The following is a 25,309-nucleotide window of genomic DNA, read 5'->3' as shown; positions in this document are numbered from 1 at the left end:
GTGAGAGCGGTAACTGCACCTATGGTCGCCTTTCGGCCACCCTCCGGGGCGGCCCATCGGCCCGCCGCCCGACGGCGGGCCCCGTCCTTGTCCCCGTCGAAAGGCAGGCGAGCGGAATCTTGTCGATCGTCGCTCCACCCCAGACCCACGCCGTATCCGGGGCACCCGCCCGCGCGGACGCCACCGTCACCGACCCGGCGCTGGTCAGGCGCGCCGTGAAGGCCGCAGCCCTCGGCAACGCGATGGAGTGGTTCGACTTCGGCGTCTACAGCTACATCGCCGTGACGCTGGGCAAGGTCTTCTTCCCGTCCGGCAGCCCCACCGCACAGCTGCTGTCCACCTTCGGCGCCTTCGCCGCGGCCTTCCTGGTCCGCCCGCTCGGCGGCACCGTCTTCGGACCGCTCGGCGACCGCGTCGGGCGACAGAAGGTGCTCGCGCTGACCATGATCATGATGGCCGCGGGCACGTTCGCGATCGGCCTGATTCCGTCGTACGCGACGATCGGCGTCGGCGCACCGGTACTGCTGCTCGCCGCCCGCCTGGTGCAGGGCTTCTCGACCGGCGGCGAGTACGCGGGCGCGTCCACGTTCATCGCGGAGTACGCCCCGGACAAGAGGCGTGGGTTCTTCGGCAGCTGGCTGGAGTTCGGCACCCTCGCCGGCTACATCGGCGGTGCGGGCCTGGTCACCCTGCTGACCGCGCTGCTGTCCTCCGACGACCTGATGGCGTGGGGCTGGCGGATCCCGTTCCTGATCGCGGGTCCGATGGGCATCATCGGCCTGTATCTGCGGATGCGCCTGGAGGAGACACCGGCGTTCGCCGCGGAGGTGGAGAAGGCGGAGGCCGCCCGCCCCAGGGTGCCGCTGCGCGAGATGATCAGCGGCCAGTGGAAGGCCCTGCTGCTGTGCATGGGCCTGGTGCTCGTCTTCAACGTCACCGACTACATGCTGCTGTCGTACATGCCGAGCTATCTGACCAGCGAGCTGAAGTACGACGAGACCCACGGCCTGCTGGTGGTGCTCGGCGTGATGGCGCTGATGATGGTCGTGCAGCCGTTCGCGGGCGCCCTCACCGACCGGATCGGCCGCCGCCCGCTGATCGCGGCAGGCTGTGCCGGTTTCCTGTTCCTGTCGGTTCCGGCGGTGCTGCTGATCCGCCAGGGCGGACTGCTCGCGGTGGCGCTCGGCATGGGCGCGCTGGGACTGCTGCTGGTCTGCTTCACCGCGGCGATGCCGGCCGCGCTGCCCGCCCTCTTCCCGACCCGGGTCCGCTACGGCTCGCTGTCGATCGGATTCAACGTCTCCGTGTCGCTGTTCGGCGGCACCACACCGCTGGTGGTCACGGCGCTGATCGGGGCGACCGGGAACATGATGATGCCCGCCTACTACATGATGGCGGCGGCCGTGATCGGTGGCGCCGCGGTGTGGTTCATGGCGGAGTCGGCGGGACGCCCGCTGCCGGGTTCCGCGCCGTCGGTCGAGCCCGCACGCAACTGACACGCGGACGGGGGACGGCGCTCGATCCGGGACCGGCTCCCTCGAACGGCTGATATCGCGCCTCACCACCGCCCATTCGCTGACACGGTCCTCCGCTCCGGCTATATTCCTTAGCAAGACTAGTTAGCTCATCTAACTAGATACAGGAAAGGCTTGGTGCATGACCACAGCGCAAGAGCTCTGGGACGACGTCGACGCGTACTTCACCACCCTCCTCTCCCCCACCGACGAGGTGCTCGCAGCGGCCCTACGGGACAGCGAGGCGGCCGGACTCCCACCCATCAACGTCGCGCCGAACCAAGGCAAGCTGCTCCAGCTGCTGGCCCTGATCCAGGGAGCGCGCCGCGTCCTGGAGATCGGGACGCTCGGCGGCTACAGCACCATCTGGCTGGGCCGCGCCCTGCCCGCGGACGGCCGTCTCGTCACCCTGGAGTACGACGCCACCCACGCGGAGGTCGCCCGCCGCAATCTCGCCCGGGCCGGTCTCGACTCGATCGCCGAGGTGCGCGTCGGCCCGGCGCTGGAGTCGCTGCCGAAGCTTGCCGAGGAGCACCCTCCCCCCTTCGACCTGGTGTTCATCGACGCGGACAAGGTCAACAACGCGCACTACGTGAAGTGGGCCCTCGAGCTGACCCGCCCCGGCAGCCTGATCGTGCTCGACAACGTGGTGCGCGGCGGGCGCGTCACCGAGGCGGACAGCGAGGACCCCAGCGTGCTGGGCACCAGGGCCGCGCTGGAGCTGATGGCCTCGCACCCCAGGCTGAGCGGTACCGCGGTACAGACGGTGGGCAGCAAGGGACACGACGGATTCGCGCTGGCACGGGTGACGGGCTGACGGCGTGCCCGCCGCTCAGACCTCGTGGTAGAAGCCCACGTTGACGCTGCGGGGGGCGGTGCGGTCCTGGATGACCAGTTCTCCCGAGCCGCCTTGCGGGAGCCTGGCCGTGCCGCCGTAGGGCAGGGGCTGCACCGGGAGCCCGGGCAGGGTCAGCGCCACCTCGGAGGAGGGCTCGGTGTTCGAGCCGCGCAGCCAGGTGACCTGCCACACGCCGTCCGGCCCGCACAGGAACTCCAGGTGCACCCGCGAGACGAACAGCCAGTCGTCCGGGGTCGCCAGCCGGCACACGGACTTGTCGCGGCCCACCCGCAGCACGGTGCCCGGGTCGCTGGGCGCGTCGGCCATCAGCATTCCGGCCGTCGCCCCGGCGTCCGCCCCGGAGACCGAGGCCATGGTGAGTTCGAGCACGTGCGCTCCTCCTGAGTGCGGCGGTCAAGTGTTCTGCGGGCGAGCCCGGTTGGCCTACCGCTGCGGAATGATAATTCGCCCGATCGACCCTCCGCGTGACGTCCGGCACAATGAACCCATGACCGAGCGCAAGCCGCCTGGTGTCGGCTTCGAGTCCTTCGTCGACAAACAGATTCGCGACGCCGAGGCGCGGGGAGAGTTCGCGCACCTCCCCGGGGCGGGCGAACCGGCACCCGCCGTCACCGAGACCGTGTACGACGAACTGTGGTGGATCAAGCGCAAGATGGCCCGCGAAGGGCTCGCGGTCCTGCCGCCGACGCTGGCCCTGCGCAAGGAGGCGGAGGACACGCTGGCGGCGGCCGCCAAGGCGCCGTCCGAGCGGATGGTGCGCCGACTGGTCGAGGACCTGAACGTGAAGATCCGCGACATGATGTTCAAGCCGCCGCCGGGGCCGCCGCTGGGCCTCAAGCCGTACGACGTCGAGGAGATCGTCCGGGACTGGCACGAGCGCCGGGCCGGGCATCCGCGGGCGGACTGAGCGCGACCACGGGCGGGGCCGCGTCCCGTGGACATCGTCCGGGACGCGGCCCCGCCGGGTGTCGCACGACTCACATGCGCAGCAGCCGCTCGGCCGTGGCCCGGTAGTCACGCAGGGCCAGTCGCAGCTGTTCCGTGTCGGCGGTGGCGTGGGGGCCGTCGCCGGTGTCCTGCCAGGAGGCCTTCAGGGTCCGCCGGCGCGAGGCCAGGGCCTCCGCGAGCCGTGCGGCGGCCTCCTCCATCACATGGTCGGCCTCCTCGACGGCTTCCCTCGGATTGTCGACGAACCCGCCGACCGCGTGCTGCAGGCGCATCCCCAGCTCGTCGCTCGCGTCCCGGGGCAGCAGCGGGGCCTCACGCAGGTCACCGCGCGTCCCCGGTTCCCCGGCCGCGCGCACCCCGGGCCGCGGCGCCACGGCCGCCTCCCCGCGCCCGCCAGGTCCGGACCGCGGGTCGGGCCTCTCCGTACGACCGGCCTCCCGTCGCGTCTCGAGCCCTTCCCGACGGACGACCTGCTCCCGCCCCGTCTCGGACCCTTCCCGACGGACGACCTGCTCCCGCCCCGTCTCGGACCCCTCCCGACGGACGACCCGCTCCCGCCCCGTCTCGGGCCTCTCCGGACGGACGACCTGCTCCCGCCCCGTCTCGGACCCCTCCGGACGGACGACCCGCTCCTGCCGCGCCCCCGCCGCCTCGCGGCGGTCGGCGCCCTCACTCGGTGTCACCTCGGTCATCGCCCTCAACTCCCCTTCGCGTGCTGCCGGTGGAACCTCCACGGGTGGTGGGACCGCCCCTCGGTACGGGCCGAGGCCGGCTCGGGAGCCTTCTCCGCCGGAGCGCTGGCCGGCTGCCGACGCGCCGGCGCCGTGAGCTCCTCGAAGAGGGCACGCGCCTCCAGCAGCGTCTCGCGCAGCTCCTCCGTGCCGGCACCGCCCTGGGAGCCGGTGCCGGGGGCCGGAGCGGCGCGGTGCAGCCGGCGGTAGCCCTGGACATGCGGGGCGTGGTGCACGGACAACGCGTCGAACTGTTCGTCGCGACGGTCGCCGCCGGGGTAGCCCCGGGCGCCCGCCACCTCGGCGAGCAGCCGGTCCGCCTCGGCCACCGCCTCCCCCGGAGAGTCAACGAACCGCTCCTGCGCGGCCGTCCAGAGCGCGGTGTAGCGCTCGCGCTCGGACGGCTCCAGAGGCTGGTCGCGCAGCGAGCCGTAACGCTTCAGCCGCTCGGTGAGTTCACGCTCGGCCGCCTTCGTGTCGCCGTCGTGCCGCGCCACGGTTCGCTCGTACTCGGGCCCGAAGCGGTGTTGCAGACTTCCCCCGCCGAGCGCGCTGCGGGCACGCGGGGACAGGGCGGCGGCGCCCGCGAGGACGGCCGCCGCTATCACGATCACGATCAGAACGATGATCACGCCTGTGGACATGGATGCCTTCCGGTCTGTCGGCCCAGCGGGCCGTCTTTCGCCCGGGTTGCCCGGACGGCCGCCCCCAAACGACCGGTGAACGGCCGCAGACACCCTGCCCGCCGGGCTGTGCCGGGGTGTCGTGTCCGTCCGGTCATCGCGGGGGCCGCGGGGCGCATATTCGGTTGCGGCCCCCGCCCGTCCGCTCCCCACAATGGCGGGCATGACGTGGACCATCACCCCCGAGCGCCCCGACTCGCCCGCGGCCGCCGCGTTGTGGCGGGCGTACTACACCGAGGTCAGCGATCGCTGGTACCAGCTGTACGAGGGGCGCTCGACCGACCCCGACGAGCTGGAGCGGGAGATCGCCGCCGACTCCGGCAGCGATCTGGTTCCACCGAGCGGAAGGCTCCTGGTCGCCAGGTACGAAGGCGAACCGGCGGGGACGGCGGGCGTGCGGCTGATGGACGGCGCCACCGCCGAGCTCAAGCGGGTCTTCGTCCACCGTGGGATGCGCGGCCGGGGCGGCGCCCCGCTCCTCGTGGCCGCCGCCGAGGAAGCAGCCCGCACACTCGGGGCGCGGCGCATCGTCCTCGACACCCGCCACGACCTGGTCGAGGCCCGCGCCCTGTACGCCCGGCTCGGATACCTGGAGACCCCGCCGCACAACGACCGTGCCTACGCGGAGCGCTGGTTCGCCAAGCAGCTGTCCTAGAGGGTGCCGGGCTGCCGCGTGGGCGACCGCTCGTCAGGGCGTTCCGCGTCGCAGCCGCACAGCTCCGCGTTCAGTTCCCGGACCAGCCTGAGCAGGTCCGTCGGGCGGTCCGGGCCCCACCAGTCGCCGAGCAGTTCGGCCAGCGACTCCTCGCGTGCCCGGGCCAGCCGCTCGGCGACCTCACGGCCCTCCTCGGTCAGCATGAGGTCGAGCCCCTCGCGCCGGGCCAGGCGCCGCTCCTCCAGCTGCCGTGCGGAGGCGAGGATGACGGTGAGCGGGACGGTGCTGCGTTCGGCGAGCACCCCCGGCTCGGCCCAGCCGTACTTCTTGATCCGCAGCAGCAGCCAGCTCGCCCCGGGCAGCAGGTCGTACCCGGCCCGCCGGGTGATCTTGTCGTAGACGCTCCGCCGCCCCTCACGGGAGCCGAGCAGGGACAGCGCCCGGCACACCTCGTCGTACGAGGAGCGCTCGACCGGGTTGCTCGCCAGCGTCTCCGTACCGTCCGGAGCCGTCACCGACCCGCGCAGCCTGTCCTCGCGCAGGAACCACCCGAGGACGAACCCGAGGAGCGCGACCGGCGCGGCGTACAGGAAGACGTCGGTGATCGAGCCGGCGAACGCGTGCAGGACCGCGGGCCGTACCGCGGGGGGCAGCCCCGCGATACCGCGCGGATCGGCCGTCAGTGCGTCCGCGCTGACACCGCTCGGCAGCGGACGCCCCGCGAGCGCCTCGCGAAGGCTGCTGCCGAGCCGGCTCGCGAAGATCGTGCCGAAGATGGCCACACCGAACGAGGCGCCGATGGAGCGGAAGAAGGTGGCGCCCGAGGTGGCGACACCGAGGTCCTTGTAGGGGACGGCGTTCTGCACGATGAGCACCAGGACCTGCATGACCAGGCCGAGACCGAGACCGAAGACGAAGAAGTAGACGCTCATCTCCGTGGTGCTGCTGCGCTCGTCGAGCTGGTGGAGCAGGAGCAGCCCGATCGTGGTGATGCCGGTGCCCGCAAGCGGGAACACCTTCCAGCGGCCGGTGCGGCTGACGATCTGGCCGGAGCCGGTGGACGACAGCAGCATGCCCGCCACCATCGGCAGCATGTGCACACCGGACAGGGTCGGTGTGATGCCGTGGACGATCTGCAGGAACGTCGGCAGGTACGTCATCCCGCCGAACATCGCGAAGCCGACGATGAAGCTGATGACAGCCGAGAGCGTGAAGGTGCGGACGCGGAAGAGTTTGAGCGGCAGGACGGGTTCGGCCGCCCGGCGTTCGACGAGGACGAAGGCCGCCAGCAGGACGACACCGAGGACCGCCAGGCCGACGGTCTGTGCCGAGCCCCAGCCCCAGGTGGTACCGCCGAGCGAGGCCACCAGGACCAGACAGGTCGCGACGGCGGCGACGAGGACGGTGCCGAGGTAGTCGATGACGTGCCGCTCGGCCTTCCTCGGGATGCGCAGGACGGTCGCGATCACGGCGAGGGCGACGATGCCCACGGGCAGGTTGACGTAGAACACCCAGCGCCAGCTCAGATGCTGGGTGAACAGGCCGCCGAGGAGCGGCCCGAGCACGCTGGTGGCACCGAAGACGGCGCCGAAGAGTCCCTGGTAGCGGCCCCGCTCGCGGGGCGGGACTATGTCGCCGACGATCGCCATCGACAGCACGATGAGCCCGCCGCCGCCCAGGCCCTGGACCGCGCGGAAGGCGATGAGCTCGAGCATGTTCTGGGACATGCCGCACAGCGCCGACCCGATGAGGAAGATCACGATCGCGGCCTGGAACAGCTTCTTGCGCCCGTACTGGTCACCGAGTTTGCCCCACAGCGGCGTCGCCGCGGTCGAGGCCAGCAGATACGCCGTGACCACCCAGGACAGGTGCTCCAGACCGCCGAGGTCGCTGACGATGGTGGGCAGCGCGGTCGACACGATCGTCTGGTCGAGAGCCGCGAGCAGCATCCCCAGCAGCAGCGCTCCGATGGAGACGAGGACGCTCCCGCCCATGCCCTCGTCGACGGCCCGGCGCCGCCCGGAGAGCGGTCCGCCGCCGACGGCGACGTCCGGCTCCGTCTGTGCTGCCTCTCCCGCCCTGCCCTGAGTGTCGTCGGTCATGAGGCCTCCCGGGGACGTCGTACGACCTCCGTGGACCCCGGGCCCGGGCGCGCGGTCCGCGCAGGCCCGGGGTTCTCGCCGATCGTGCACTCCCATCCTGGTTGGTGTGCCCCGTTATGGCCTGTTGAGTGCCTGAGGGAAGCCCGGATTCCGGGGGCTCCTGGGAGATTGTGTGAGGGAGATCTGCATAATTTCTGGAATTCGTCGGGAGGGGACCCACGCGTGAACGGAACGAACGGACAGGCCTGCCCGGAGTGCGAGGCACCGAGGCGGCCGGACGGCACGCCGTCGTGCGGGTGCACCCGACGGGCGTCCGAGGCGATCCGGGACGCCCGTACCGCGGAGGCGGCAGCGGCGGAGGACTTCGATCCGCTGCGGATCCGGCCGTATGTGGACCTCGGGGTCACCACGAGCGGGGCGCAGGCAGCCGCCGACGAGACCATGCAGCTCGCGGTCGTGCCGGAGGCGGCCGGCGCGCCATCGGAGGGCACGGAGCGGCCGGACACCGCACTGCCCGACGCCTCCGCGACGCCCGCCGCGTCCGGCGCCCCGGACGAGACCATGCAGCTCGCGGCCGTGGCGCAGCACGGTTCCCGGGCCGACGGGACCGGCAGGCCGGACGAGACCATGCAGCTCGGCACCCTGCCCGCCGGGGCCGGCCGGGCCGGGGACCGTCCCGCCGCCCCGCCGGACGCCGCACCGGCGCGCCGCGGGCGCCGGCGGCGCACGGTGGTGCTGGCGGCCGGCGCGGCCGTCGCGACGGTCGTGGCAGCCGCCGGGCTGGCCAGTGGGCTCTTCTCCTACGACTCACCGGAGCGGAACGGCGCGCTGCCCGAGGACGTACGGGCGAGCGTGCCGGAGGATGCCTCGCCGGACTCCGCGTCCGCGTCGGCATCCACGGCGTCCGCGCCCGTCGCCCCGGCGAGCCCGTCGCTCTCGCCGAGCACCGGCACATCGCCCCCGGCCTCGCCCAGCACGACGCCGAGCGCGACCGTCTCCACCACTGCGAGCCCGTCGGCGACGACCGAGCAGGCCTTCGACTCCCCGCCGCCGACGCCCGGCGACGACGGGGACGACGGGGACGACAACCCTTCGCAGGAGTCTCTGCGGCACGGCGACAAAGGTTCGGACGTCACCGAGCTCCAGCTCCGGCTGCGCCAGGTCAATCTCTACTTCGGCCCGGCGAACGGCCGGTACGGCACCCAGGTGGAGAACGCGGTGCGCACGTACCAGTTCATGCGCGGCATCACGCAGGACGAGCACGGTGTGTACGGGCCGGCCACGAGGGCGAAGCTGGAGTCGGAGACGTCCCGGCCCTGACGCGTGCGGCCGGGAGCCCCGGGTCAGCCGATGTGCAGCCGGATCCGGCCGTCCGCCGTCGCCTCGACGCGCACCTGCGTGAGGTCCCGGACCAGCACATCGGGGCCGTGGGCCCCGGCCCGGGGGCCGACGCCGACGACCCGCATCCCGGCGGCGCGCCCCGCGGCGATGCCCGCACCGGAGTCCTCGAAGACGAGGCAGTCCTCGGGGGCGACCCCCAGTTCGGCGGCGCCCTTCAGAAAACCCTCCGGGTCGGGCTTGCTGGCACCCACGCACTCGGCGGTGATCCGCACATCGGGCAGCTTCAGGCCCGCGGCGCCCATGCGCCCGGTGGACAGCGCCACGTCCGCGGACGTCACCAGGGCGTGCGGGAGTCCGTCGAGGGAGGCGAGGAACGCGGCCGCGCCGGGAACCTCGACCACACCGTCCAGGTCGGCGGTCTCCTCCGCGAGCATGCGGGCGTTGTCGGCGAGGTTCTGCTCCATGGGGCGGTCCGGCAGCAGAACGGCCATCGAGGCGTGGCCCTGGCGCCCGTGCACGACCTTCAGCACCTCGTCGCCGTCGAGCCCGTGCCGATCGGCCCAGCGCCGCCAGCACCGCTCCACGACGGCGTCGGAGTTGACGAGGGTGCCGTCCATGTCGAGCAGCAGGGCGCGGGCGGTGAGAACGGTCGTGGCCGTCATCGGCATGTCTCCAGTGCGCGGGGGAAGGGGCCGGCTGGCGACCTCCGGGGACAAGGCGGCCCCGCCCGCCGGTCAGGGGAAGCGGACGGGAGCCACTTTGTTCCTTCACGATACAAAACAGCTCCCCGCCCCGCCACCGCGCCCGACCTGCACCGAAGACACAACGACCCACACGGACACCAGCAGGACATCCGGCGGACACCGCGAGGGCACCGGACGGCCGCACGCCTCGAACGCGCGGATCCGGCCGACACCGTCCCCACACACCCCGCACCGCGACCGTCAGGCCGCCACGACCTCGTACAGGCTCCAGGCCCCGAGGACCAGCATCAACAGCGCCGCGATCTTCGTGATCAGCTTCAGCGGCACCCTCTTCATCAGCGCCTTGCCGCCGACGATACCGAGGCCCGCGACCGCCCACAGGGCGAGGACCGCACCGAGGCCCACCGAGAGCGGGTCGTCGTAGCGGGCCGCGAGGTTGGCCGTCATGATCTGGGTGAGATCACCGAACTCGGCGATCAGGATGAGCATGAAGCCCGCCGTCGACACCTTCCAGAAGCTCTGGTTCTCGGGTCGGCGGATCTCCTCGTCGCCGTCGTCCTTCTTCAGCAGCAGCACGGCGGCGCCACCGAGGAAGAGCAGACCGGTGATCCCGTGCACGATCTGCTGCGGCAGCAGGGTCAGCAGACTGCCCGCCGCCACGGCCAGCACGACGTGCAGCAGGAAGGCGGCGGCGACACCGGCGAACACGTACGAGGCGCGGTAGCGGGTGCCGAGGACGAGCCCGGCAAGGGCCGTCTTGTCCGGCAGTTCGGCCAGGAAGACGACGCCGAAGACGAGCGCCAGGACGGTGATGCTGATCAAGATTCCTCAATCGGTCGGGGCTGCCCCACCGAGAGTGCTGTGACTGCTGGACACCTCGGCACGGCAGCACACGGATCACCCGTGCCGTAGGGCACGGACGTGCACTGCATGCCGAAGGTCTCGCTGGCCGATCCCACGAAAGGATCCGCCTCCGGGCGCCGGCTCAGGCGGGCTGAGCAGTATGTCGACGGTCCGGCGAAGAGCTACTCCCCTTCTGCGCCGTCCATCGTACGCGACCTCGGGGGATCCTCCCCGGGGCCGTAAGTCATGTCACACACCTTGATATGTCATGTACGCGTCACTAACTTCTCACCGAACGCACCCCTGCCCGCAACGACCCCCCACGAGCATTCCTTCGCCCGCACCTCAACGCCCCCACCCCACAAGGGAGTTCGCATGCGTAAGGTCTACGCGCGTCGACACCTCAGCATAGTCGCGGCCCTCACCGGACTCATAGCCTCCGTCGGACTCTTCAACGGTCCGACCGCCTCCGCAGCCCTCCCCACACCCGTCAGCGGCGCCACCGCCCGCAGCTACCTCTCCTCGCTCACCGTGGCGACCGAGAACCGCACGGGCTACAACCGCGATCTGTTCCCGACGTGGATCACGATCAGCGGTGCCTGCAACACCCGCGAGTACATCCTCAAGCGGGACGGCTCCAACGTCGTCACCGACTCCTCCTGCGTCGCCACCAGCGGCAGCTGGTACTCCCCGTACGACGGCGCCACCTGGAGCGCCGCCTCCGACGTCGACATCGACCACCTTGTCCCGCTCGCCGAGGCGTGGGACTCCGGCGCGAGCAAGTGGACGACCGCCCAGCGTCAGGCCTTCGCCAACGACGTCACCCGTCCGCAGCTGCTCGCCGTCACCGACAACGTCAACCAGGCCAAGGGCGACCAGGACCCGGCCACCTGGATGCCGTCCCGCACGGCGTACCGCTGCACGTACGTCCGCGCCTGGGTGCAGGTGAAGTACTACTACAACCTCTCCGTCGACTCCGCAGAGAAGAGCGCGCTCCAGAGCTACCTCTCGGGCTGCTGACGCAGGGCCCCTCCCGGCCCCCCTCCGTCGTTCCGTACCGTACGGGGCGACGGAGGAGGGGATCACCGTGGTGAGACTGTGTCTGGGACCGCTGCTGAGGTACGTGGACGACTCGTCGGCGACCGTCTGGGTCGAGGCCGGCCGTCCGTGCACCGCGCAGGTGCGCTGCCCGTCGGGTGCCGGCGGGAGGGCCCGCACCTTCCAGGTCGCCGGGCACCACTACGCGATCGTGCCGGTCACCGGGCTGACGCCGGGCACGACGGAGACCTACGAGGTGCTGCTGGACGACACACCCGTGTGGCCGCAGCCCGAGTCGCCCTACCCGCCCTCCACCATCCGCACGTCCGACCCCGAGGTCGTCCGTGTCACCTTCGGCTCCTGCCGCCTGGCCGCACCCCCCCAGGGCCGTCGGGACCCGGTGGGTCCCGACGCCCTCGACACGATGGCGGCGCGGCTCGCCGCCGATCCGGACGCCGAACGGCCCGATGTGCTGCTGCTGTTGGGCGACCAGGTGTATGCGGACGAGACGTCCCGCGCGGTCCGTGGCCGGATCGACTCGCGTCGTGGCCTCACCGACCCCCCGGGCGTCCAGGTGGCGGACTACGAGGAGTACACCTGGCTCTACCACGAGTCCTGGCTGGACCCGGAAATCCGCTGGCTGCTGTCGACCGTGCCCAGCTGCATGATCTTCGACGACCACGACATCATCGACGACTGGAACACCAGCGCGTCCTGGGTGGCCGACATGCGCGCCACGGCCTGGTGGCGCGAACGGCTGCTGAGCGGCCTGATGGCGTACTGGGTCCACCAGCACCTGGGCAATCTGTCCCCGGCGGAACTGGCCGCCGACCCGGTCTATGCGGCCGTCCGCGAGACCCCCGACGGCACGGACGTCCTGCGCGCGCACGCCGCCCGGGCCGACGCCCGTCCCGACACGGTCCGCTGGAGCTACCACCGCGACTTCGGCCGAATACGCGTGGTGATGGTGGACACCCGGGCGGCCCGCGTCCTCGACGAGGGCGGCCGGGCGATGCTGGACCCCGCGGAGGCCGACTGGCTGCGCGAGCAGGTGCTCGGTACCCGGGACACCTGCGACCACCTGCTGATCGGCACCTCGCTGCCCTGGTTGCTCCCGCACCTCGTGCACGACGCCGAGGCCTGGAGCGCCGCGCTGTGCCGCGGCGAGCGCGGTGACCGCTGGGCCCGCTTCGGTGAACGGCTGCGCCGGACCGCCGACCTGGAGCACTGGGCGGCGTTCCCGGAGTCGTTCGAAGCACTGGCCGCCCTCGTCGCCGAGGCGGGCAGCGGGCAGGGCGCGCCGGCGAGTGTGTATGTGCTGTCCGGCGACGTGCATCACGCGTATGTGGCCGAACCGGAGTGGCCGGGCGCGGCACCCGACGCCCGGGTCCTGCAACTGACCTGCTCCCCCGTCCACAACTCCGTCCCGCTGTCCATGAAGCTCGGCTTCCGCTTCGGCTGGAGCGGACTCGGACGCGCCCTCGGCCGCCGGGTCGCCCGGCACGGGCGGGGAGCGCGCCCCACTCTCGACTGGCGCCGCGCGGGCGGCCCGTGGTTCGGCAACCAGCTCATGACGCTGACACTGCGCGGCCGTTCCGCCTCGCTGCGGGTGGACCGGGCACGCCCGGACGAGACCGGAAAGGCGCGGCTCACGACCGTGGAGGAGTCATCATTGACCGTCTCATGAGGGACATCCGGGGCGTGTGGGACGCGCGTTGGCTTCCGCGGCCCGCGCAGGCATGATGAGGCGGACCGTCCGCCGCACGCGGGCGGATCTGTCGCCCTGCGCCCCCCACACGCCCGGGAGTCACCCGTTTTGTCTGCCGCGACCGTGGAACCCGTGCCCGTCTCCGTCGCCGTCGTCGGCGCGGGACCACGGGGCACGAGCATTCTGGAACGCCTCTGCGCCTCCGCCCCGGAACTCCTTCCGCCCGGCACGCGGCTGACCGTGCACGTCGTCGACCCCGCGCCGCCGGGGCCGGGCCGGGTCTGGCGCACCGCGCAGTCCCCGGAGCTGCTGATGAACACGGTGGCCTGCCAGGTGACGTTGTTCACCGACGAGAGCGTGGAGTGCGCGGGACCGATCCGGCCCGGGCCGAGCCTGTACGAATGGGCGCGGGACGGAGCGGACGGGCGCGGACGTCCGGGCGACGGCGAAACGGGGTGGGCCGAGAGCGCGTTGGGGCCGGACGACTACCCGACCCGCGCCCGGTACGGGCGTTATCTGGAGTGGGTGTTCGCCCGGGTGGTCCAGGGCGCGCCGGACCCGCTCCGGGTCGAGGTGCACACGGCCCGGGCGACACGCCTCACCGAGTCGCCCGACGGCCACCAGGTCCTCGCCCTGTCCGACGGCCGCACCCTCGCCGGTCTGTCCGCCGTGGTCCTCGCCCAGGGCCACCTCCCCTCGACCGACGGTCCCGACCGCCGCCGGCTCGCCGCGCACGCGGCCCGCTACGGTCTGCGCCACATCCCTCCCGCCAACCCGGCGGACGTCGACCTCTCCCCGCTCGCACCCGGCGAACCGGTTCTGCTGCGCGGTCTGGGTCTCAACTTCTTCGACCACGCCGCCCTGCTGACGACCGGCCGCGGCGGCCGCTTCGTCCGTACTCCCCGAGGGCTGCGCTACCGGCCCTCGGGCCGTGAGCCGCGCCTGTACGCCGGCTCCCGCCGAGGTGTCCCGTACCAGGCGCGCGGCGACAACGCGAAGGGGCCACACGGCCGCCACGCCCCGCTGCTGCTGACCGACGAGGTGATAGCCAGGTTCCGCAAGCGGGCGGACTCCGGGGAGGCACCGGATTTCCGGGCGGAGATATGGCCGTTGGTGGCGAAGGAGGTGGAAACGGTCTACTACGAGGCGCTGTTGGGCCGCAGGCAGACCGAACGCGCCGGTTTCCGGGACCGCTTCCTCGCCACCGGTCCCGACGGGCCCGAGGTGGGCCGTGTCCTGGACGAGTTCGGCATACCGCGTGCCGACCGCTGGTGCTGGGACCGTGTCTCCCGCCCGTACACGGGACGGACCTTCCGCTCCCCCGCCGCCTGGCGCGGCTGGCTGCTCGGCCACCTCCGCGAGGACGCGGCTCAAGCCGCGCTCGGCAATGTCGAGGGCCCGCTCAAGGCCGCCCTGGACGTACTGCGCGACCTGCGCAACGAACTGCGGCTGATCGTCGACCACGCCGGTCTGTCCGGCGACTCCCGCCGGGACGATCTGGACGGCTGGTACACCCCCCTCAACGCGTTCCTGTCCATCGGCCCGCCCCGGCGGCGCATCGAGGAGATGGCGGCGCTGATGGAAGCGGGCGTGCTGGACGTGCTGGGCCCGGGTCTGGAGGTGCGGGCCGAGCCCGGCGCCTGGGTCGCCCGCTCGGCCTCGGTCCCCGGTTCGACCGTATGCGTCCGTACGCTGGTCGAGGCGCGGCTGCCCGAGCCCGATCTGCGGCACACGGCCGACGAACTCCTCGGCGGGCTCTTCCGCGCGGGGGGATGCCGTCCGCACACGGTGGACGGGTACGAGACCGGGGGCGTGGATGTGACACCGCGCCCCTATCACCTGATCGACCGGCAGGGCGCCGCGCATCCACGCCGGTTCGCCTTCGGGGTGCCGACCGAGGGCGTGCACTGGGTGACCGCGGCGGGCGCCCGCCCGGGGGTGGATTCGGTCACCCTGTCCGACGCCGACGCGGTGGCGCGCGCGGTCCTGCGCGCGACGGCACCGATGACGGGCCCACAAGCCGCCCCGGCCACCGGGCCGCACGGCGAACTCGCACGTGTCGACTAGGCCGTGTTCTAGAAGTGGGCGTCGTCGTTTGCCCTGCACCGTGATGATCTCGGTGTGGGGCGAGGGGATCTTTCTGAGGATCAGTGGGCCGTACTGGAGCCGATGCTGCCGGCCGCGATGCGGGGAAGGCCGGCGGTGGGGCGGAGGAGGCTGATCAACGGGATCCGATGGCGGGTTCGTACCGGTGCGCCGTAGAGGGATCTGCCGTCGGAGTACAGGCCGTGCCAAACGGTCTATGAGCTCTTCCGCCGCTGGCAAGACCTGGTCGCCCGCTCGCCCCGCCCCGCGGCGCCGAGTACGCCGGGGCGGCGGCGTGCCGAACCGCTCCGCTCCCGCCCCGTCGCCTCGGGCGGACCGTCGGCCGGCCTCACCAGCCCCCGGTGCATCGGCCGTCACAGCCAGGCGTACGCTGTACGGCTGTCGAAGGCCGCTTCCTGCCGCTCCCCAGCGAGACTGCGGCACGCAGTTGCCTCTGGGGAGTCAGTACGGGGAGTTCGGGTGTTGGAGAGCATGGGGTCGTTGGCCGACAGCCCCTGGATCTATCCAGCGGTGGCCGCGTCGGTCCTGCTGGACGTCTTCGTGCCCCTCCTGCCGAGCGGCGTCCTGGTCATCGCCGCGGCGACCGCCGCCGCGGCCGGATCGGCCGTGGGACACGCACCGGACATCCTGGGTCTCGTCCTGTGCGCGGCGACGGCATCCGTCCTCGGCGACCTGGTCGCCTACCGTCTGGCCTGGCGCGGCGGCGAACGTCTGGACCGTGCCATCGCCCGCTCGCGCCGGCTGACCCGCGCGCAGGAACGTCTTGGAACGGCGCTCGCCCGCGGCGGCGGCGCGCTGGTGATCCTCGCCCGGTTCGCACCCGCCGGCCGCTCGGTCGTCTCCCTCGGCGCGGGAGCGGCCCACCGCCGCGCCCGCGACTTCGTGCCCTGGTCGGCACTCGCCGGTGTCGCCTGGGCCGCCTACAGCGTGGCTCTCGGCTACTTCGGCGGCCAGTGGCTGGGCGCGACCTGGCTGGCGACGGCCGTCTCCGTGGGAGCCCTGTTCGCCGCGGGCGCGGGCGCGGCCTGTCTCATGCGCCGCCCGGCACCTCGGAAGTAGCCTCCCGGGACCGGCCCCGGACCTCCAGTCCGGCGAGCAGTTCCGCGGTGGCCGCGGCGATCACGTCCACCGCGTGGTCGAAGACCTCGCGGTTGTGGGCGGCCGGGGCGCGGAACCCGGAGATCTTGCGCACGAACTGGAGCGCCGCGGCGCGGATCTCCTCCTCCGTGGCGTCCTCGGGGATGGCGGGCGGGCGGAGCGTCTTGATGCTGCGGCACATGGGTCCAGTGTGGCCCCATCGAACGACAGCGTCCCGCCCTCCCGGACACAAGGCGGGAATATCCTCGTCGGCCGCCCGATTGTGCACCGTGTGACCACTGTGGACATCCTCTATGTGGGCGGTCCCACCGCCGTCGTCGAACTGGGCGGTGTACGCCTGCTCACCGATCCCACCTTCGACGCACCGGGCGAGTACCCCATCGGCTCGCGCAGCCTGGTGAAGACGGTCGGTCCCGCAGTCCGGGCCGCGGAGATCGGCCCGGTCGACGCCGTCCTCCTCTCGCACGACCAGCACCCGGACAATCTGGACGCCGCGGGTCGGCGCTACCTGGCCGAGGCACCGCTGACGCTGTCCACGGCGTCGGCGTACGAGCGTGTCGGCGCGCCGGTGCGGGCCCTGTCCTCCTGGGAGCACCTGGAACTCCCCCGCCCCGGTGGCGGGGTGCTGCGTGTGACCGCCGTGCCCGCGCTGCACGGGCCCGAGGGCAGCGAGCCGGTCGTCGGTGAGGTCACCGGCTTCGTACTGTCCGGCGAGGACCTGCCCACGGTGTACGTCAGCGGGGACAACGCCTCCCTCGACGTCGTCCGCGGCATCGCCGACCGCTTCGGCCCTTTCGACGTGGCCGTGCTGTTCGCGGGTGCCGCCCGCACCCCGCTCGTCCCGGACGCGCCGCTCACACTGACCAGCGAGGCGGCCGTGGAGGCGACCCGGATCCTCAGGGCCCGGCAGGTGGTTCCGCTGCACTTCGAGCACTGGGCCCACTTCACCGAGGGCGGCGCCACACTCACCGAGGCGTTCGCGGACGCGGGCCTGTCGGACCGGTTGCACCTGCTGGTACCGGGCTCCTCGGTACGGCTGTGAGCGATCCCCAAGCATTTCCTTGGAGACAGGCAAGTTTCCCCGAGGATTGACTGGATTCCAGGCCCTTGTGATCCTCGCCGAGGGGCCCCGGCCGCGGGGGCACAGGGCGAGGAGCGGGGACGGAACATGGCGAACGACGACCTCACAGTGGCGGTCCTGGGCCCGGGCGGTGTCGGGGGGCTGCTGGCCGCACTGCTGGCTCGCACCGGCCATCGGGTGGTCTGCCTTGCGGGCGACAAGACCGTACAGGCACTGCGCGAGAACGGCATCCGCGTCAGCAGTGGCCGCTACGGCCCGTTCACCGCGCGGGTGGCGGCGGACACGCGGCTGCGGGAGCCCGCCGACGTCGTGTTCGTCACGGTGAAGCACACCGCGCTCGACGTCGCGCTGGAGCGTGTGCCGGCGGACGAGCTCGCCGAGGACGCCCTGGTCGTACCGCTGCTGAACGGTGTGGAACATCCGGCGGTACTGCGCGAGCGCTATGGGGCCGGGCGCCTGGCCCCCGCGGTGATCCGCGTCGAGTCGACGCGGGTCGCGCCCGGGGTGATCGAGCACGACAGCCCGTTCGTGGAGATCGATCTGACCGGCGAGAGCGTGGCCCGGGAACGACTCGACCGGCTGACCGGGGCTTTGGAGTGGGCGGGGGTGCGGGTGCGCGTCCTGGACGGTGAGGCGGCCGCCCTGTGGGCGAAGATGGTCTTCCTCGCACCGTTCGCGCTGCTGACGACGCGTTACGGGGTGCCCCTGGGCGAGGTCCGCACCCGGTACCGCGAGGAGCTGGCAGCGCTGGTGGAGGAGACGACCGCGGTCGCCCTGGCGGCCGGCGCCGCCACGGACCCCGCGGTCGCCCTGGCCCGCTACGACCTGCTCCCGGCGGAGATGAAGTCGTCGATGCAGCGTGACGCCGAGGCCGGCCGGGCACTCGAACTGGACGCGATCGGCGGCGCATTGCTGCGTGCGGCCGAACGGCACGGGGTGGCGGCGCCGGTGGCGACCCGGCTGGTGCGGGAGCTGCGCTGGTCCTTCCTCGACGCGTGAGGCCGGGGTGGAACGGCTGAAGTCCCCGTCCGGGAGCCTCGGTCGGCGTCCCGCCGGCCCAAGTGCCGTCAGAGCACGGTGTTGTGCCGGGTGACGGTGTCGGCGAAGGCGTGGGCCGACGGGGACAGGGTGTCCCACCGGCGGACCGCCCAGCCGACGGTGAGGGGCGGCAGTTCGGGAACCGGGACGAACCTGAGTCTCGGCCGTTCGTCGGCGCGCCAGCCGGGCAGATCGGGCACGACCGCGTGGCCGACGCCGAGTTCGGCGAGCAGGATGGCGGTGTCCCAGTCGGCGACGCTCGTGTCGGAGGAGGCCGCCGGGATCCCCAACTCGGCGCAGGAGGCCTCGAGCTGAGCGCGGGAGGTGGACCCCTCGGGCAGCCCGATCAGCCGCAGTCCGGCCAGATCGACCGCCTCCACCCGCTCCCGCCCGGCGAGTTCGTCGTCCACCGGCACCGCGAGCACCCAGGGAAGCCGGACCACGGGCCGCTGCTCGACGCCGCGCACGGGCGGTCCGAGGGTCACCCAGGCGAGGTCGAGACCGGGCTCGCGGAGCGCGTCGAAGCAGCCGCGGGACGAACTCTCCGTCCGGAACTCCAGGCTGACCCGGGGGTGCAGCCCGCGGAACTCGGCCACCGCGGCCGCCATGAAGTGCCGCACGGTGACACTGCCGGTGGCTATCCGTACGACGCCGCCGTCGCCCCGGGCGATCTCCGCCAGTCTGCGCAGCGCGAGATCGAGGCCGGACATCCCTTCCTCGGCGGCCTGCCGCAGCACACGTCCGGCGCGCGTCGGCACGACTCCGCGCGACTGCCGCTCCACGAGGCCGACCCCCACCTCGCGCTCCAGCCGCCGTACGTGCTGACTGACGGCGGACTGGGTGCACCCCAGTTCCCGGGCCGCGGCGCTGAGGCTTCCGGCCCGGCAGACGGCGACGAAGACACGCAGATCATCGAGGGTCACGGGCATCAAGGTAGCCGCCCGGCGGACTCGACCGCCGGGCGGCTGCCGCCTGGTCAGACCGCGTGGGTCTTGGCCAGCAGCTCCAGGATCTCGGTCGTCGTGCCCGTCTCGCCGAGACGCGGGAAGATCCGCTCGACGCTGCCGCGGTGGGCCTCGGGGTCGGCGTCGGCCATCGCGTCGGTGGCGAGGGTGACGTGGTACCCGTGCTCGTACGCGGCCCGTGCGGTGGACTCGACACCGATGCTGGTGGCGATGCCCGTCAGCACGATCTGGGTGACACCGCGGCGGCGCAGCTGGACGTCGAGACCGGTGCCGTGGAAGGCACCCCAGTTGCGCTTGGTGACCTGGATGTCGCCCGGGTGACCGGACAGTTCGTCGACGACGAGGTCCCAGCCCTCGGGGAAGGAACGCGCGCCGCGCTGCTGCTCGGTGCGGCCGGGGACGGCGTCGGAGCCGTCGGCGGCGAAGGAGACCCGGACGAGGACGACCGGAAGGTCCCGGGCCCGGAAGGCGTCGGCGAGTTCGGCGGTGCGGGCCACCACCTCGGGGCCGCTGTGGGGCTGGACGGGCATGGCCGCGATGCCGTTCTGGAGGTCGATCACGACCAGAGCGGTACGCGGGTCGAGGGTGGTGGGAGCCATGGCGTGGGCCTTTCGGAAGCCGGGGGTGGAGGAGGAGGGGGAACGATCCGGCGGAGCGAGCCGTACGGGCGGTACGGGTTGCTCCGCCGTCGACGGGGCCGGTTCGGGCTGCCCCGCCGTGTCGGCGCCCCGGACGGGGAGCGCCGCGCCGGCGGCGGTGGCGCCCGGGGCTCCGAGGTACATGAGGGTCCGCGGAAACTCGGCGGCGGACATCGGATTCCGTACGGAATCCAGGAGCATCGGGGCGGCCGGGCGACGGGCACGGCGGCCTGCCCGGGCGGCTCGCCGAGAGTCGGCGGCCACGGGGACGAGCTTCGGTATCACGGCCGGGTGAGCCGTTCCATCAGGGCGAGCGCCTCGAGGACCGTCTGGCGCTCCTCCTCCGTGTAACGGTCCTGAAGAGTGCGGGCGAGCCACTCCTGACGGGCCTGGCGGTCGCCCTCGACGCGCTCACGGCCCGCATCGCTGAGGGTGACGAGCTGACGGCGGCCGTCGTCGGGGTCGGGGCTGCGGCGGATCAGGCCGAGCTGTTCGAGGACGGCGAGGGTGGCGGCCATCGACTGGGGACGGACGCCCTCGGCGGAGGCCAGGGCACTGGCCGTGGCGGCACCGCCCTTGCTGATCAGGGTGAGTGCGGACACCTGGGAGGGCGTGAGGCCCTCCTCCCCTGCGACCTCCCGCATGCGCCGGCGCAGTCGGCTGAACACGACCCGCAGGTCACGCGCCGCACGAGCGGCGGACGCGGAGACGCCCTCGATGTTCTGCTCCATGGGCCCTCACGCTAATTCCTTCAGTCACAACTGTCCAGTTCCGCCTGAACAGCCTGCCCTGAGGAACACCGGACGAGAACCCGAACAGGGGGCGCAAGACGCCTGAGGGGCGCTCAAAGAGGGGGTAATCGCAGGTCAGCGCGCTGGCTCAATCGTTCGAGTGAACCGCAGGAAGCGACTCGCATCCCAAAATCGAACAGGCGTAGCATTGCGGCGTGGCTGCGACCTATGACTTTCCGAGTGACCTCCTCGCCGGTCAGGAGGAGCTGCATCAGGTCCGGGCGGAGCTCCTGGCCCTCCTCAAGCGACTTCCCTGGTCGGTGGAGCCACTGGACGGATTCAGCGACGACACCGGCTGGCGCAAGGTGGAGCGCCCCGCCTCCCCGGGCTGGACCGAGGACGAGCAGGCCGAGGTGGAGAAGCTCCGGCAGCGCGAGCGGGAACTCGCGGTCTTCGTCTCCTGCCACCGCTTCTGGGCGGACGTGACCGCCGAGGAGACGGTGGAGGCGCGGATGCGGCTGAAGCACGCGCACGCGGGGCCGTCACGGGAGACCTGACCGCGCCGACACCGAGACCCCGGCCGCGCGCGGCCGGGGTCCTCACACGGAGCGAAGCCGCTCGCCGAGACGGTCATGCGGCTGCGGCTGGATGCGGGGCAGCGACGCCTGACGGCACAACCCCACCTGCCCGTCGCCGCGATCGCGCACGTCTGCGGCTTCACCAGCCCCTCGCACTTCGCACGGCGCATTCGCGAGGCCTTCGGGTGCACACCCGTCCAGTGGCGTCAACGCTCCTGCGCGCACCCCTGACCTGCATCGTGCACGCCCGGACCACATGGCTGCGCACACAGGACATCCATCTTCGTGCCGCCGGTGCGAGAGTCGTTGTCGTCAGCACACAGGTGACACCGGGGCGTCCGGGGTCGGCGGCCCGGCATACAGCCAGAGGCCTCAGGCGATCCCGAGCGCACGGATCGTCACCCGAGAAGAACAGGGAAGACGCATGTCCGAGCAGAACACGCCGACCGCTCCCGTCCTGGAACCGGCCGCCGCGGACTTCGCCGCCGCCACGGCCAACCCGCCCTATCTGTTCGACCTTGGGCCCGTCGAAGGCCGCAAGACCGTTGACGAGGTGCAGTCCGGCGAGATCGAGAAGCCGGTGGTCGACGAGGAGTGGATCACGGTGTCCGGCGGCCCCACGGGCACCGTCCGGGCGCGCATCGTCAAGCCGGCCGGCACCACGGGCACACTGCCGGTCATCGTCTACATCCACGGTGCCGGCTGGGTCTTCGGCAACGCCCACACCCACGACCGCCTGGTCCGTGAACTCGCAGTCGGCGCGAAGGCCGCCGTGGTCTTCCCCGAGTACGACCTCTCGCCCGAGGCCCGCTACCCGGTCGCCATCGAGCAGAACTGGACCGTCGCGAAGTGGGTCGTGGAGCAGGGCGCGACCAAGGACCTGGACGCCACCCGGATCGCGGTGGCCGGTGACTCCGTCGGCGGCAACATGACCGCGGCCCTCACCCTGATGGCGAAGGAGCGTGGCGGCCTCCCGCTGCTCCAGCAGGTGCTGTTCTACCCGGTGACCGACGCGAGCTTCGACACCGGCTCCTACCACCGGTTCGCCGAGGGCTACTTCCTGCGCCGCGACGCCATGCAGTGGTTCTGGGACCAGTACACGACGGACGAGGCCCAGCGCGCGGAGATCACCGCCTCGCCGCTGCGCGCGAGCGTCGAGCAGCTCGGGGGACTGCCGCCGGCCCTGGTCATCACCGGCGAGGCCGACGTCCTGCGCGACGAGGGCGAGGCGTACGCGAACAAGCTCCGCGAGGCCGGTGTCCCGGTCACCGCGGTCCGCTACCAGGGCATCATCCACGACTTCGTCATGCTCAACGCCCTGCGCGGAACGCACGCCGCCGAGGCCGCCATCACCCAGGCCGTCACGGTCCTGCGGCGGGCGCTGAACACCGACTGAGCACCACCCACGGCGGTGGCCGGAGCCCGGTGCACCGAGTTCCGCCATCGCCGTCCGCCGCATCGGCCGGATCACGGCGTGACACGCTGTGCGGCAGCGCACACGTTCCCCGTCCGACCGCGCCGCCGCCGTCCGCGCGACGGTGACCGCTGCCACGACCCCTCAGCGGATCCGCAGCGCGAGGTCCCGAATCGATGGCCCGCGATCGGCGCGGCAGGGCCCGACCGACCGGAGGCGGCCTCGGATCCGGCGACCGCTCTTCTCCGCGGCCCGACTCCATGGACAGCGCGCCCTTGATCCGTCATGCTGCCTCGGCGGTGGGGGCCACCGCGGAGCGCATGGTGCCAGGGGTGGGGATCGATGGGGCAGTCGCAGGTCGCAGCCGTGCCGCCGGAGCGGATCCGTTACCGGTTGACGCCCCTTCAGCGTCTGCTGCCCGTACTGCCGGGCGTCCTCGTCATCATGGGCGCCCCGATCCTGATGTGGTCGGACGGAGGACCGCTCGATCCGGCACTCGTCTCGATGCTGATCGCCTGGGGTGTGCTGGTGCCCCTGCTTCTGATCGCCTCGCGGCCCTTCGGGATCACTCTCACCCCGTCGGCGGCCGTTGTGCACAACCTCCGCCGCCGGACCATCCCCTGGTCGAACGTCCAAGCAATCCAGGTCGATTCGCTCTTCGGGAGCCGGACCGTCGTGCTCTACGAAGCGGGCGGCCGCCGCACCCGCCTGCGGGCGCCGATCACCGGATTCCCCAGCGTGGATCGCAGATTCGAGGAGAAGTTCCACACGATCGGCCGTTGGTGGCTGGATCACCGCGGCCCGGACTGGGTACCGGTCCCGCCGCCGACCGTGCACTGGGGCGGCCCCCCGGCGCCCGACGGGAACCCCTACGCCCCGCCGGCGTAGTCATGGCCGTATCCCAGGCCCCTGTCATTCGACAGGCTCCTTCACACATCCCTGTCACGGGGGCTTCAGGAGAGCGCGTCACGCGCCACAAGATGCGGTCTGTGCTGCATACGCCCGATGCGACGGCATCGCACGTACAAGATGAGGCTCGGCAATCGACGTGATTGCCGAACCCCTTACGGTCACCGGCCGACGGCAAGCGCCCAGCGAACCCGAGACGGTGCGGTCACGCTCACGGTGCCGTGATCACCGGTGCGCTTCAGGGCGAGCTGGTTCAAGATACTGCTGACCTCTCCGTCCACACACTCGAGGGGAAAACTCAAGCCGCCCGGTTCCACGGAAACGGTCAAGGTCCCCTTGCCCTGGCAGTTCACGAGCACGGACAGCGGTCCGGCTCCACCTCGGAACTCCAACTCCTGGTTGCCGACGGCGTTTACGGCCCGGGCTACGACCTTCCCTTCCGGAAGAACCGGCGCTTTGGTCACAGTCTGCCCGGGAGCGGTCTGGGCACGGCCCGACGTTGGCGAGCCGCTCGGAGAAAGTGCTGACGTACGAGGAGAGGGCATGGCCCGGTTCTGGTCGTCGGTGCAGCCCGCCAACACAAGCGCTGCTGCCAGTATCACGACGGCCGCCGATTTCCTCAGCCTTCGCACTGGAGCCAGCCAACTCGGCGGGCCGTTCGGCACATTCGCATGCCCATGGTCCCCTTTTCTCGCCGGCCGCTGGTCAGGCGACCTGATGCCCGGAACGCTACGGTTCGATCATGCGCACCACAAGAACGCGATCTCGGTTCTGAGCGCAACTCAAGCAATCCGATGGGTCTTTGAGCCCGCCTTCGAGGCTCGCGCCACAGCGGCGGCCGAAGCCGCGGAGCCGACCGACCGAAACCGCGGAGCCTGCCACTGGAAACCCCGGAGCCGGCCGCCCCGGTCACGACGCGTTCGGCCGCGTCTCACCCGTCTTCGGACCGGGCACACGCGGCGGGCGTCAGCCGATCGCGGCGACTGCGACTGCGCTCTCGGCGAGGTGGCGCGCGGCCGCGTCGGTACGCGCGACGTCATGGGTCACCAAACGGTCCTGGCACAATCCGCGCAGACCGGAGGCGAGCAGTGTGGCGGCTGCCCGCGCCTGCTGCGGCGGATGCCCCAGCCGGACGTAAGCGGCGGCGATCGGTCGCAACATGGCCTCGATGCTGTCGGCACCGAAGCTCCCGTACTGCTCCGGATCGGTGGCGGCCAGGCTGAGCAGCTGAAGCAGCATGCGGATCACCCCGGACTGCTCCCCGACGGTGATCGCCTCCCACAGGTCGTGAACCGCCTTGCCCAGACCGGCGGGGTCCTGGACGTCGTCGAACATCACGTGGATGTCGGGACGACTGGCGGCCAGCACCTGGGCCAGCAGGTTCTCGCGGCTGCCGAAGTAGTACAGAAGCATGCGCTTGGTGGTGCCGACGGCCTCGGCGAGCGGGCTCAGCGACATCTGCGCGAGACCGTGGTGCTGGAGGTGGCACACAACCTGTTCCAGCAGTTCGGCGCGCTTTTCGGCGTTGACGGGGCGGGGCACGACTTTGACTGTACCGATCGGTACGCGTATGGTCCACCCGACGTAGATGTGCCGATCGGTACATCAACGGAACGCCGCAAGGG

The 25,309-nt window shown here is 72.0% G+C and carries 26 protein-coding genes and 1 pseudogene; 16 read left to right on the top strand and 11 right to left on the bottom strand.

The window, feature by feature from the left end; genetic code table 11:
* Positions 1 to 125 precede the first annotated feature (125 nt).
* Entirely contained in the window at positions 126 to 1,496 is a 1,371-nt protein-coding gene (gene proP / locus RCR19_RS25935; protein ID WP_331269558.1) for a glycine betaine/L-proline transporter ProP, read from the top strand.
* Between the two features lie 160 nt (positions 1,497 to 1,656).
* The gene (locus RCR19_RS25930; protein ID WP_331267302.1) at positions 1,657 to 2,331 is read left to right on the top strand and encodes an O-methyltransferase; all 675 of its coding nucleotides are present in this window, start codon (positions 1,657 to 1,659) and stop codon (positions 2,329 to 2,331) included.
* 15 nt (positions 2,332 to 2,346) lie between these two features.
* On the opposite strand, the gene RCR19_RS25925 is transcribed toward RCR19_RS25930, so the two are convergent.
* Entirely contained in the window at positions 2,347 to 2,742 is a 396-nt protein-coding gene (locus RCR19_RS25925; protein WP_331267301.1) for a hypothetical protein, read from the bottom strand.
* 118 nt (positions 2,743 to 2,860) lie between these two features.
* Between RCR19_RS25925 and RCR19_RS25920 the strand changes: the two genes are divergently transcribed.
* Positions 2,861 to 3,280, top strand: coding sequence for a DUF1992 domain-containing protein (locus RCR19_RS25920; RefSeq protein ID WP_331267300.1), 420 nt, complete (start codon positions 2,861 to 2,863; stop codon positions 3,278 to 3,280).
* Positions 3,281 to 3,350: 70 nt separating this feature from the next.
* Here the strand turns inward: RCR19_RS25920 and RCR19_RS25915 are convergent, their stop codons facing one another.
* Positions 3,351 to 4,013, bottom strand: coding sequence for a hypothetical protein (locus RCR19_RS25915; RefSeq protein ID WP_331267299.1), 663 nt, complete (start codon positions 4,011 to 4,013; stop codon positions 3,351 to 3,353).
* A gap of 5 nt (positions 4,014 to 4,018) precedes the next feature.
* Positions 4,019 to 4,696 carry a hypothetical protein gene (locus tag RCR19_RS25910; RefSeq protein WP_331267298.1) on the bottom strand — a complete coding sequence of 226 codons (678 nt, stop codon included), beginning with the start codon at positions 4,694 to 4,696 and terminating at the stop codon, positions 4,019 to 4,021.
* A gap of 202 nt (positions 4,697 to 4,898) precedes the next feature.
* Here RCR19_RS25910 and RCR19_RS25905 point away from each other — a divergent pair, with 202 nt between their 5' ends.
* Positions 4,899 to 5,390 carry a GNAT family N-acetyltransferase gene (locus tag RCR19_RS25905; protein ID WP_331267297.1) on the top strand — a complete coding sequence of 164 codons (492 nt, stop codon included), beginning with the start codon at positions 4,899 to 4,901 and terminating at the stop codon, positions 5,388 to 5,390.
* Here the strand turns inward: RCR19_RS25905 and RCR19_RS25900 are convergent.
* Positions 5,387 to 7,384 carry an MFS transporter gene (locus tag RCR19_RS25900; protein ID WP_331269557.1) on the bottom strand — a complete coding sequence of 666 codons (1,998 nt, stop codon included), beginning with the start codon at positions 7,382 to 7,384 and terminating at the stop codon, positions 5,387 to 5,389. The genes RCR19_RS25905 and RCR19_RS25900 overlap by 4 nt on opposite strands.
* A 330-nt stretch (positions 7,385 to 7,714) precedes the next feature.
* On the opposite strand from RCR19_RS25900, the gene RCR19_RS25895 reads away from it, so the two are divergent.
* Complete coding sequence (locus tag RCR19_RS25895) at positions 7,715 to 8,812, top strand: peptidoglycan-binding protein (RefSeq protein ID WP_331267296.1); 1,098 nt, start codon at positions 7,715 to 7,717, stop codon at positions 8,810 to 8,812.
* Positions 8,813 to 8,835: 23 nt separating this feature from the next.
* On the opposite strand, the gene RCR19_RS25890 is transcribed toward RCR19_RS25895, so the two are convergent.
* Positions 8,836 to 9,501: an HAD-IA family hydrolase gene (locus RCR19_RS25890; protein ID WP_059125899.1), complete on the bottom strand. Its 666-nt coding sequence runs from the start codon at positions 9,499 to 9,501 to the stop codon at positions 8,836 to 8,838.
* Between the two features lie 276 nt (positions 9,502 to 9,777).
* Complete coding sequence (locus RCR19_RS25885; protein WP_059125898.1) at positions 9,778 to 10,359, bottom strand: TMEM165/GDT1 family protein; 582 nt, start codon at positions 10,357 to 10,359, stop codon at positions 9,778 to 9,780.
* A gap of 396 nt (positions 10,360 to 10,755) precedes the next feature.
* On the opposite strand from RCR19_RS25885, the gene RCR19_RS25880 reads away from it, so the two are divergent.
* From RCR19_RS25880 to RCR19_RS25860, 5 genes are all read left to right on the top strand, one after another.
* Positions 10,756 to 11,400 (top strand): HNH endonuclease family protein, encoded by a 645-nt coding sequence (locus RCR19_RS25880; protein ID WP_331267295.1) that lies wholly within the window; start codon positions 10,756 to 10,758, stop codon positions 11,398 to 11,400.
* 67 nt (positions 11,401 to 11,467) lie between these two features.
* Complete coding sequence (locus RCR19_RS25875; protein ID WP_331267294.1) at positions 11,468 to 13,105, top strand: alkaline phosphatase D family protein; 1,638 nt, start codon at positions 11,468 to 11,470, stop codon at positions 13,103 to 13,105.
* A gap of 153 nt (positions 13,106 to 13,258) precedes the next feature.
* Entirely contained in the window at positions 13,259 to 15,193 is a 1,935-nt protein-coding gene (locus RCR19_RS25870) for an FAD/NAD(P)-binding protein (protein ID WP_331267293.1), read from the top strand.
* Positions 15,194 to 15,247: 54 nt separating this feature from the next.
* Positions 15,248 to 15,388 carry a transposase gene (locus RCR19_RS25865; RefSeq protein WP_331267292.1) on the top strand — a complete coding sequence of 47 codons (141 nt, stop codon included), beginning with the start codon at positions 15,248 to 15,250 and terminating at the stop codon, positions 15,386 to 15,388.
* A gap of 303 nt (positions 15,389 to 15,691) precedes the next feature.
* A complete protein-coding gene (locus RCR19_RS25860) occupies positions 15,692 to 16,291 on the top strand; it encodes a VTT domain-containing protein (protein ID WP_059125894.1) in 600 nt (199 codons plus the stop codon).
* Here RCR19_RS25860 and RCR19_RS25855 read toward each other — a convergent pair.
* Complete coding sequence (locus RCR19_RS25855; RefSeq protein ID WP_059125893.1) at positions 16,263 to 16,511, bottom strand: DUF2277 domain-containing protein; 249 nt, start codon at positions 16,509 to 16,511, stop codon at positions 16,263 to 16,265. The two genes, RCR19_RS25860 and RCR19_RS25855, sit on opposite strands and share 29 nt — an antisense overlap.
* Before the next feature lie 99 nt (positions 16,512 to 16,610).
* Here RCR19_RS25855 and RCR19_RS25850 point away from each other — a divergent pair, with 99 nt between their 5' ends.
* Together RCR19_RS25850 and RCR19_RS25845 are read left to right on the top strand one after the other, a co-directional pair.
* Entirely contained in the window at positions 16,611 to 17,372 is a 762-nt protein-coding gene (locus tag RCR19_RS25850; protein WP_331269556.1) for an MBL fold metallo-hydrolase, read from the top strand.
* A gap of 126 nt (positions 17,373 to 17,498) precedes the next feature.
* Positions 17,499 to 18,410, top strand: coding sequence for a 2-dehydropantoate 2-reductase (locus RCR19_RS25845; RefSeq protein WP_331267291.1), 912 nt, complete (start codon positions 17,499 to 17,501; stop codon positions 18,408 to 18,410).
* 68 nt (positions 18,411 to 18,478) lie between these two features.
* Here RCR19_RS25845 and RCR19_RS25840 read toward each other — a convergent pair whose 3' ends face one another.
* The 3 genes from RCR19_RS25840 to RCR19_RS25830 all read right to left on the bottom strand — a co-directional run bounded on the left by RCR19_RS25840 (position 18,479) and on the right by RCR19_RS25830 (position 20,783).
* Complete coding sequence (locus RCR19_RS25840) at positions 18,479 to 19,372, bottom strand: LysR family transcriptional regulator (RefSeq protein WP_331267290.1); 894 nt, start codon at positions 19,370 to 19,372, stop codon at positions 18,479 to 18,481.
* 53 nt (positions 19,373 to 19,425) lie between these two features.
* A complete protein-coding gene (locus RCR19_RS25835; protein ID WP_331269555.1) occupies positions 19,426 to 20,013 on the bottom strand; it encodes a hydrolase in 588 nt (195 codons plus the stop codon).
* Positions 20,014 to 20,333: 320 nt separating this feature from the next.
* Positions 20,334 to 20,783: a MarR family transcriptional regulator gene (locus tag RCR19_RS25830; RefSeq protein WP_220294267.1), complete on the bottom strand. Its 450-nt coding sequence runs from the start codon at positions 20,781 to 20,783 to the stop codon at positions 20,334 to 20,336.
* 215 nt (positions 20,784 to 20,998) lie between these two features.
* Here RCR19_RS25830 and RCR19_RS25825 point away from each other — a divergent pair, with 215 nt between their 5' ends.
* The 4 genes and pseudogenes from RCR19_RS25825 to RCR19_RS25810 all read left to right on the top strand — a co-directional run bounded on the left by RCR19_RS25825 (position 20,999) and on the right by RCR19_RS25810 (position 23,663).
* Positions 20,999 to 21,340, top strand: a complete 342-nt coding sequence (locus tag RCR19_RS25825) for a hypothetical protein (RefSeq protein ID WP_331267289.1) — start codon at positions 20,999 to 21,001, stop codon at positions 21,338 to 21,340.
* A gap of 72 nt (positions 21,341 to 21,412) precedes the next feature.
* Positions 21,413 to 21,592: pseudogene (locus RCR19_RS25820) on the top strand (helix-turn-helix domain-containing protein); the annotation flags it as partial.
* A 193-nt stretch (positions 21,593 to 21,785) separates the two neighbouring features.
* Positions 21,786 to 22,757 (top strand): alpha/beta hydrolase, encoded by a 972-nt coding sequence (locus tag RCR19_RS25815; RefSeq protein ID WP_331267288.1) that lies wholly within the window; start codon positions 21,786 to 21,788, stop codon positions 22,755 to 22,757.
* Between the two features lie 360 nt (positions 22,758 to 23,117).
* Complete coding sequence (locus tag RCR19_RS25810; protein ID WP_331267287.1) at positions 23,118 to 23,663, top strand: hypothetical protein; 546 nt, start codon at positions 23,118 to 23,120, stop codon at positions 23,661 to 23,663.
* A 987-nt stretch (positions 23,664 to 24,650) separates the two neighbouring features.
* Here the strand turns inward: RCR19_RS25810 and RCR19_RS25805 are convergent.
* Complete coding sequence (locus RCR19_RS25805) at positions 24,651 to 25,226, bottom strand: TetR family transcriptional regulator (protein ID WP_331267286.1); 576 nt, start codon at positions 25,224 to 25,226, stop codon at positions 24,651 to 24,653.
* Between the last annotated feature and the right edge of the window lie 83 nt (positions 25,227 to 25,309).

This window comes from Streptomyces sp. WAC07094 (assembly GCF_036320405.1).
GTDB lineage: Bacteria > Actinomycetota > Actinomycetes > Streptomycetales > Streptomycetaceae > Streptomyces > Streptomyces lannensis.
This window is presented reverse-complemented; position numbering and strand designations above follow the sequence as displayed.